This window comes from Cyanobacteriota bacterium (assembly GCA_025054735.1).
Classification (GTDB): Bacteria; Cyanobacteriota; Cyanobacteriia; order SKYG9; family SKYG9; genus SKYG9.
On sequence record JANWZG010000159.1, the window covers coordinates 1 to 8,062 of the forward strand.

Sequence of the window (8,062 nt, forward strand, 5' to 3'; positions counted from 1 at the left end):
ATTCACCAAATCTGCCAGACCGACCTGTTCCAGCAGTTGCAGGGCAGCCGTAATGGTAGCCGGAGGAAACTGTCGCCACCAGCTTTGCCACGCATTCACATAGCCCAACTGCCCTGCCAACACGTTTTCCATGACGGTAAGCCGATCCACCAGGGCATAGTTCTGGAAAATCATCCCCATCTGGCGGCGCACCCGACGCAGGGCGCGGGGCGGCAATCGCGTTACTTCCACATCGTCTAGCCACACTTCGCCAGAGGTTGGCTGCACCAGCCGATTCACACATCGAATTAGGGTGCTTTTGCCTGCCCCCGATGCTCCAATTAGCGCCATTACCTGGCCTGTGGGCACGGTTAGGGTGACTTGGTTTAGAGCCGGGGGGCGATCGTCGGCGTACTGCTTAGTAAGACGATGGAGCCGCAACATAGACATTACCAGAAAGGAATGCTGACAAGCCTACTTGAGAATGTACTCCACTCCCATAGCTTTGTCGATTTGGCGCACCACTTCCCACTTTTCCTTGTAGGAAATGGGGATGAACTGTTCTTCACCTTCCTTGCCAAATTCTTTCTCCAAGCCCGATCCTTTCCACTCGAAGCTGAAGAATGCCTCTTTGACCTTGGCAACCAGGGCAGGATCTAGGTTATACACATAGCCATAGGCAGTGGTGGGGAAGGTTTTCGAGGTGTAGAGAATCCGAAACTTGGAGCAATCAGCAGCACCCCGTGCACACATCCGGTCTTTGACAGAGTTGGCGATCGCCGCTGCCTCGTAATCCTTGTTCTGTACCCCTAGCACCGAGTTATCATGCTTGCCGGAAAATACTGGCTTGAAGTCTTTCTCTGCCTCCAGCCCAAACTCTGACTTCAGCAGCGCCGATGGTGCCTTGAACCCAGAATTCGAGGTTTGGGTAGTGAACGCTAACTGTCTACCCTTCAAATCAGCAACAGTTTTGATAGGGCTATCCACATGGGTGATAATTTCCATCTCGTAGCCAAACTTGCCATCCTTTGCTGCCATCATGGCGAAGGGCACAAATCCAACAGCATTTACTGCTAGGGGGACGCTGCCCGTGTTAAAGCCTGTGACATGCAGCCGACCCGCTTTCATGGCCTCTAGCTGGGCTGCGTTGGAGTCTACAGCAAAAAAGGAAACAGGTTTGCCTGTAACCTTTTCCAGGTGGGCAACGAAGCCAGCCCAAACTTCTTTATAGACGGCTGGGTCTTCGACGGGAGTGTAGGAAAAGATCAGCGTATCGGGGTTGACGAACTCGGAGGGATTTTGGGGGGCATCTGCCACCATGTCGCCATCGCGATCGCAGAAAGGCGGGTTGAGTTCGCCTCGCGGACAATCCGCCGCTGGTGACTGTGGAGATGGACTTGTTCCACTGGTCGTGCCACTAGGGGAAGTAGACTGCGTACAAGCTGCTAGCACCTTAGCAGTAGTCAACCCTGCCAATAGTTGCAGCCAACGGCGACGATTAAGCCTAATCATAGGACTGCTTCTAGAAACTTGCTAGAGATTAACGACATGCTGCTAGCGTAAGTCCTGAATATTAAGATGGGTTTAAACTTGAGCAACTAGGCAGCCCAGTTAAGTGTCTGCTCGACCTTACCAAACTACTCACCAAACCAATAATAGCTCTCGCTGCTGCCAGAGCATGAATACACCACTGAAGGCTACGAACGCCAGTACAGCACGGCGGAATTGATCACTACTCATACGATCGAGCACGAGTTTACCCAACCAATTTGCAGGCATGGAGGCAAAACCAATCAGTAACCCATAGGCCACGTAGGGCCAGTTCAGCACACCCAAAGACAGGTAAACAGCAATTTTGACTACGTGGATAATCACGACATTGACTGACTTGGTGGCAATCATGCGTTCCTTCTCCAAGCCATAATTCAAGTAAAGTGGATTCAGAATAGGGCCAGTACTACCAATAAGACCGGAACCAAAGGCATTGAGAAATGCTAGGGGCATAAACTGCCACGCTCGCACTTGGAAGGGGCGCTGCCGATCGCCAAACCAAAAATTTCCCGCCATCAAAATCAAGGCAATGGCGATCACCACTTGCAGCCATTCTAGGTGAATTTGGGTGAAGACCAAGCAACCCAATACAGATCCCAATAGAGAGCCGGGTAAGTGCCACAGGGTCACCTTCCAGTCGATGGCTCGCCAGAAGAAGAGGGTGCGTTGGGCGTTGCCGATCGACATGCCGATGGTGATCACAGGGGCAACTGCTTGGGAACCGTACAGAATATTCACTAAGGGGATCAACACCAGCGGACTGCCGCCCCCTGCCAACATACTGATGAACCAGGCAACAAAGCTAACTAGTCCTAATAGCAACAGGCTCATAACTATTTCGTTCAACAGTTGTTACAGGTTACTTAACATTAACTTAAATCGTTAACTTAAGTTACTCAGGTTGAAGAAATGTAAAGTCATGACTGATAGTTACTCCTCTCGACCGGGTTAATGGCAGGTTGAGACTAGTAAGGTCAATAACTACTGGCTGAGTTGACTGCGCCAGAGAGCAATACGCTCTTGAGCCTCAGCATAGGTACTCGTGCTGGCTGGAATTTGACTGGCAATGGCGATCGCACCAATGAAGTCTGCTTGCAGTGCCCGCTCATTGGCAATGGACAGCAGCCGCCGACTCCATTGGTCAACAGCCGCTCCTGCTTGAGCACTATAGGTGCTAGATTCAGGCACTTGGCCTGCAATGCGAACAGCTTCTTGCAAATCAGCCACTGAGCCAGATGCAGCGAGACGACGGGCTTGTTCCCAGCGTTCTTGCCCTTGAACTTGGTCGCGCCACACTCGCAGATGGCGACGAGCTTCCTTAGAGAGAGAGCGTCCCGAGCCAATTTGTTCCGCAACCACGATCGCCTCTGGAAATCGACCGTTATTCGCTAGCTCCAAAGCTCGATCTAAAATTGGGCGGTCTTCAAATTCTTCAATCTGTCCTCTCCACGCCTTCACTAGCTCCTGTGCTTCAGGATAAAGCGCCCGACCAGGTTGCACTCGGCTAGCTTGGGCGATCGCTGCACTCAATGCTGCTACATCACCAGCTAAGGCCAGCGCCTTGGCATTATTTAAGATGGGCCGATCTTCCAGCGATTCCAACTGCTGTCGCCAGTTATCAATTTTTTTCTGGGCATCTTTCCAGCGGTTGCTATTGTCAGAAATGCGGCTAGCTTCAGAAATAGCACTGGCTAACCCTGCTGGATCGCCAGAGGCAGCTAGCTGCTGGGCTATGGCTAGACGGTTGACAGCATCAATATCGTTGCGCCAGCGTTTAATCATGCGCTGAGCATCACCATACAAAGCGCTTTGAACACTAATCTTTTCTGCCTGGGTGATAGCATCTTGCAAGTCGGCAATACTGCCTTTCCATGCCTTAGACTGGGCGTTTGCCAGTAGAGTAAAGTCTTTGATTTCGTCTTGCAGGCCAGCACTTTCAGGAATTCTACGCAGGATATCCATAGCATCCTGGTAATTTTGGTTGTCCAGGCTGGTTTGGGCGATCGCCAACAACTGCAAGCTAATTTTCTTGAGTTCCTTTTGGGCTTCTGCGTAGAGATAATCTGACTTGTCAATAGTGGCCAGCAGATCGATCGCTTCTAGTAAGCTGTCCACGTCTCCTGCTTCTGCCAACATCATCGCCCGGTTAATCTTGGTATTGGTCTGACGAGCCAGCAAAATTTTGCCTGATAACTCTCGATATTTCACCGTTGACCAATACTCATTCTCTACCATCAACAGTCGAGCTGCCAGAGCATAGGCTTTGCCCCAGTCTCGCTTTCGCATAGCAGCTTCCGTTGCCTGAAAGATTAGCTCTCCCCGTTGCCAAATACTCTGCCATTTTTGGATCAACCCATCCACTTGCTTATAGGCAGGGACAGTTTTGGGCAAGCGTCGTGCTGCCTCGATTGCATCTCGAATCCGCCCTTCTTGAAAAGCCTTCTCTGCCAGATTGAGGTAGCTCTTTGCCCACTGCTGGATCATGTCATCGATATGAGGCCGCAGGGCATGGTTCTTAGGTAGACCATTAACCAGGTTAATCGCCTCCAAATAGCCCGTAGGTGTGCCTTTTTCAGCCGCAGCCCTAGCACAAGACAACCGCATAGACGCAGAGGCTGTGGGTAAAAAGATAGCAGGGCAATTAGCTACGGCTGGTAGGTGCAGTAGATTAGCAGCAGCAAAAAAACCTGTGCCAGTAAACACCACCACTGCTGCCGCACCCCATACTTGCCAATGGGTTAGCCATTGCATGGGATGCTGTTGGTCAGCCTCTGCCTCCTCGTCTAGCTCAGGTGCAAGAGCATCATTATCGTCACGATCGTCCATGTAGTCGGAGTACCCCATCAGACTAGGGTCATGGTAAGGACTGGCAGGGTAGGACTGAGGGGTCCATTCGGAAACGCCACGATCAGTTGGCATAGCCCTATCTCAACTAGGTAAACGGTGTGGTCTTAAGGGCAAGAGCATAGCACTAAATTGCGGGAGCGAGTCATTCTTGTCAAGGGGGAATAGCTACATTGCTTGAAAACTATACTGAAGACTAAGCCAATGGTAACCAGATTACCAATGATCGTTCACCTCAATCCCTGACAGTTTGATTGAAACTAGCCAATTTATGGGTTACGGTCTTTCTCCATGGAATCTAGTACACTATCCGCAAGTTGACACCAAACTTGACGAAAGCGATCATCCTCTGGACGTTCTGTGAGTGGTCGTCCCTGCAACTCTGGGTAGCGAGCATACAACTGCTCATCCACACGGCGATACAGCGATCGCAGTTCCTCGGCTGAAATCTTCAGCGCTTTGTAACGAGCCACCACTCGTTGTTGACAAGACTGGGCCGATGAACGGAATGGCCAATTCAGGTCTGGGAACTTAAGACTAGGGAATTGTAACTTAGGCGCTTTGCTAGAGGGGACTTTGAACCAGTCTGGCGGTTGCCAAGCTCCCCGAAGAACCATAGTGAGTGCAAACAATCCTCCAATAACTGCTAAGGCTAACAGTAAAGTGATAGTGCGATAGACGAACTCAGCACTGTTAAACAAAAATTCCACTAGGAGTCCAGCCGCCTTGATCACCCAGAGCAACAGTAGCACAGTTGTCCGCAATGTCCACCAAGTTACTCTCACCAGCATTCCTAGCCCAGCCCTAAGGTCTGTCCATAGGGATCCATTAGCTTCGGTTTCATAGGATTGGGTAGGTACTGGAGCCGATCGGGAATCCTGATGACCCCCATAGACAGTACGCTGTCGCCAAGGAGACACAACTAGGGTCGGCAATGCTGTCAAGTGATTCATGAGACGACTGCGGGCCATGGTTTTGGCAGGCAGAGGTGTAGCGCTAGTTAGGGCTTGAATGACAGCCTCTGCTGTAGGATACCGATTCTCTATGCGGTCGGCTAACATGCGGGCTAGCACTGATCGCAACTCTGGACTGATAGGGATCATCTGCCACTGCCAATCGCCGCGATAGCTGTTATATAACTCAGTGGGTGGCCGCCCTGTTAGTAACACCAACATCGTCACTGCTAGGGCATAAAGGTCGCTGGCTGGTTGAACATAACCACGCATCTGCTCAGGTGGTGTGTAGCCTGCCTTGAAGAGATGGGTTGGCATAGGTTGATGGGCTAAGTGGTGAACAGCAGAAATGGCCACCTGCTTAACTCCACCAAAGTCAATGAGCACTGGCTTGCCCGTGCCCGCCTGTTGAATCAGGTTATCGGGTGCAATATCCCGATGAATGACACCCCGATCGTGAATGTAGCTAAGCACTGGCAAAATATCTAGCAACAGTTGGCGAATCGTAGCTTCTTCAAATCGCCTACCTTGCTGCAACAACTCCCAGTAGGTCACCCCCTGAATGTATTGCTGTACAAGGAAAAGGCTCTCTTGCCCTTGCCAACGCACCTGTAACAGCTCTCGAAACTCTGGAATTTGAGGGTGCTTGAGCTGGTAGAGCACTCCAGCTTCTCGCTGAAACAGTTCTCGTGCCTTTGCCAATGCATCAGCCCCTTGCACTTGGGGAGCAAACTCTTTCATGAGGCACAACTCCCCAAACCGATTGAGATCCTCCGCCAAGTAGGCACGCCCAAATCCCCCTTCTCCGAGAAGCTGAACCACTCGGTAGCGTTGTGCGATCGTAGATCCTGGAGTTAATGAGATAGTCATTTGCCTGTCATGTTGCTGACTGTTGTTACCGTGTTTTTTCAATGACTAGTGACCGATGACCAATGACGAATAATGACCAATCACAGTGGACATAGCCATGTAAAATACTCTGTAGGTATCTGGCTGAATGGCTGCTGGCGATTCGTCGCCTCAACGTCTTAATAGTGCCAGTAGCCCCTCAAATTTTAAGAGATCCATTGGTGTATTGAGGTTCATATATGAATTATCGTGCGTTAGTTGCTGTTGTTCTGGCGTTGTGCCTGAGTCTGCTGACTGCTTGTGGTGGAGATACCCCAGTCGATAGGTCTCAACTGACCTACGACCAGATTAAGGATACAGGGTTGGCTAACCTTTGTCCTGAAATAGCGGCTACTAGCCGGGGGTCAATTCCACTTGATCCTAGTAAATCTTATGTCATTACATCCCTGTGCCTCCAGCCGAATGAGTTCTACGTGAAGGAAGAACCCGTTAGTAAGCGACAAACTGCCCAATATGTGCCAGCTAAGCTGATAACTCGTGAAACAACTTCACTTGACCAAGTTCAGGGCAAGCTTAAAATCAACTCTGATGGCAGCTTAACCTTCATCGAAGAGGATGGATTCGACTTCCAGCCAGTAACCGTTCAGTTACCCGGACGCGAGCAGTTTCCACTGCTGTTTACAATCAAGGAACTAGTGGCAACTACTCAAGCGGGTTTGAATGCAGTCACTACCTCTACTGATTTTGAAGGCACGTTCAAAGTACCCTCTTACCGGACATCAAATTTCTTGGATCCGAAAGGTCGAGGCTTGACGGCTGGTTATGATAATGCAGTCGCCCTGCCAGCTCGTGCTGATAGTGAGGAACTTGTGCGGGAGAATGTCAAATCCTTTGAAGTCGGCAAGGGTAAGATTTCTCTCCAAGTTACTCGGGTAGATAGCACTACGGGTGAAATTGCTGGTAATTTTGTGAGCGAGCAACCCTCCGAAACTGATATGGGGTCTAAGGAACCCAGCGATATTAAGATCGTTGGTGTATTCTATGGTCGTGTTGAACCTGCTGCATAGTTAGATACGCTGGGCATTGGTTGTTCTTTTGTCATTCTTTTAAAGTTGGTTGGTGTGGTTGCCCCTAGTTCTAGGGGCAATTTTTTTGACAAGCTCTCCAACCTTGGGTAACGATCGCAGTCAAGGACTATGATGGGAAACGTGTTTTCAAGGGACTAGAGCATTACATGGGAAGCTGGTTAACACAGATGATAGTAGAGCAGCGACTGTACCGGCGATTCATAGAGACTGCCTTGCTGGTAGCTCTGGGGCATGGACTGTTGGTGGCACCTGTGCAGGCAGGGCTGTTTAATGGGCCAGTCGATCGCCTACCCGTAGCAGAACGAGTAAGTCTACGCCAAGGCAAAGTAGTGCTGACAGGCGACAATGGCAACTACACAGCGCGAGTATTGGTAGATGTTGCGCCAGAGTTAGTCTGGACGGTGCTTACAGACTACGATCGCTTCGCAGACTTTTTACCTGGCGTTGTCTCCAGCAAAGTCTTAGAAACGAAAACAGACGGCAAAATTGTTGAACAGGTGAGTCAACAGCAAATTTTCTTGTTTACCATTCAATCTCGGATTCGCTACAGCACCAGAGAAACTGGGCAAGAGCGCATTGACTTTCAACTGATTGACGGTGATCTAGCCAGCATGGAGGGGTTCTGGCTCTTAGAACCAGTTGCTCCCTATCCAGGGGCAAAACCCAACCAAATCTTGGTGACTCACCAAGTTAGGGCACAACCAACCGATGGCACGCCGCGCGATGCCTTCAACGACATATACAGAAATGTGCTTGCAGATACGATGGCGGCTTTGCGTGATGAAATGAATCGACGAC

The 8,062-nt window shown here is 50.3% G+C and carries 7 protein-coding genes; 2 read left to right on the plus strand and 5 right to left on the minus strand.

Annotation, left to right across the window (positions count from 1 at the left end):
- From NZ772_09310 to NZ772_09330, 5 genes are all read right to left on the minus strand, one after another.
- Positions 1-423, minus strand: a 423-nt coding sequence (locus tag NZ772_09310) for an ATP-binding cassette domain-containing protein (protein ID MCS6813750.1), incomplete at its 3' end; no start/stop codon positions are given.
- 30 nt (positions 424-453) lie between these two features.
- Positions 454-1,491, minus strand: a complete 1,038-nt coding sequence (gene phnD / locus NZ772_09315) for a phosphate/phosphite/phosphonate ABC transporter substrate-binding protein (GenBank protein MCS6813751.1) — start codon at positions 1,489-1,491, stop codon at positions 454-456.
- A gap of 129 nt (positions 1,492-1,620) precedes the next feature.
- Positions 1,621-2,361 (minus strand): sulfite exporter TauE/SafE family protein, encoded by a 741-nt coding sequence (locus NZ772_09320; protein MCS6813752.1) that lies wholly within the window; start codon positions 2,359-2,361, stop codon positions 1,621-1,623.
- A 150-nt stretch (positions 2,362-2,511) separates the two neighbouring features.
- Complete coding sequence (locus NZ772_09325) at positions 2,512-4,449, minus strand: chromosome segregation ATPase (protein MCS6813753.1); 1,938 nt, start codon at positions 4,447-4,449, stop codon at positions 2,512-2,514.
- Positions 4,450-4,643: 194 nt separating this feature from the next.
- The gene (locus tag NZ772_09330; protein ID MCS6813754.1) at positions 4,644-6,197 is read right to left on the minus strand and encodes a serine/threonine protein kinase; all 1,554 of its coding nucleotides are present in this window, start codon (positions 6,195-6,197) and stop codon (positions 4,644-4,646) included.
- A gap of 218 nt (positions 6,198-6,415) precedes the next feature.
- Here NZ772_09330 and NZ772_09335 point away from each other — a divergent pair, with 218 nt between their 5' ends.
- On the plus strand, positions 6,416-7,243 hold the full coding sequence (locus tag NZ772_09335; protein MCS6813755.1) for a photosystem II manganese-stabilizing polypeptide: 828 nt from the start codon (positions 6,416-6,418) through the stop codon (positions 7,241-7,243).
- Between the two features lie 188 nt (positions 7,244-7,431).
- Positions 7,432-8,062, plus strand: a 631-nt coding sequence (locus tag NZ772_09340; GenBank protein MCS6813756.1) for an SRPBCC family protein, incomplete at its 3' end; no start/stop codon positions are given.

Excerpts from the sequence above, each read along its gene's own strand:
- phnD (MCS6813751.1), bottom strand. The coding sequence starts at position 1,491 with ATGATTAGGCTTAATCGTCGCCGTTGGCTGCAACTATTGGCAGGGTTG.
- NZ772_09320 (MCS6813752.1), bottom strand. The coding sequence starts at position 2,361 with ATGAGCCTGTTGCTATTAGGACTAGTTAGCTTTGTTGCCTGGTTCATC.
- NZ772_09325 (MCS6813753.1), bottom strand. The coding sequence starts at position 4,449 with ATGCCAACTGATCGTGGCGTTTCCGAATGGACCCCTCAGTCCTACCCT.
- NZ772_09330 (MCS6813754.1), bottom strand. The coding sequence starts at position 6,197 with ATGACTATCTCATTAACTCCAGGATCTACGATCGCACAACGCTACCGA.
- NZ772_09335 (MCS6813755.1), top strand. The coding sequence starts at position 6,416 with ATGAATTATCGTGCGTTAGTTGCTGTTGTTCTGGCGTTGTGCCTGAGT.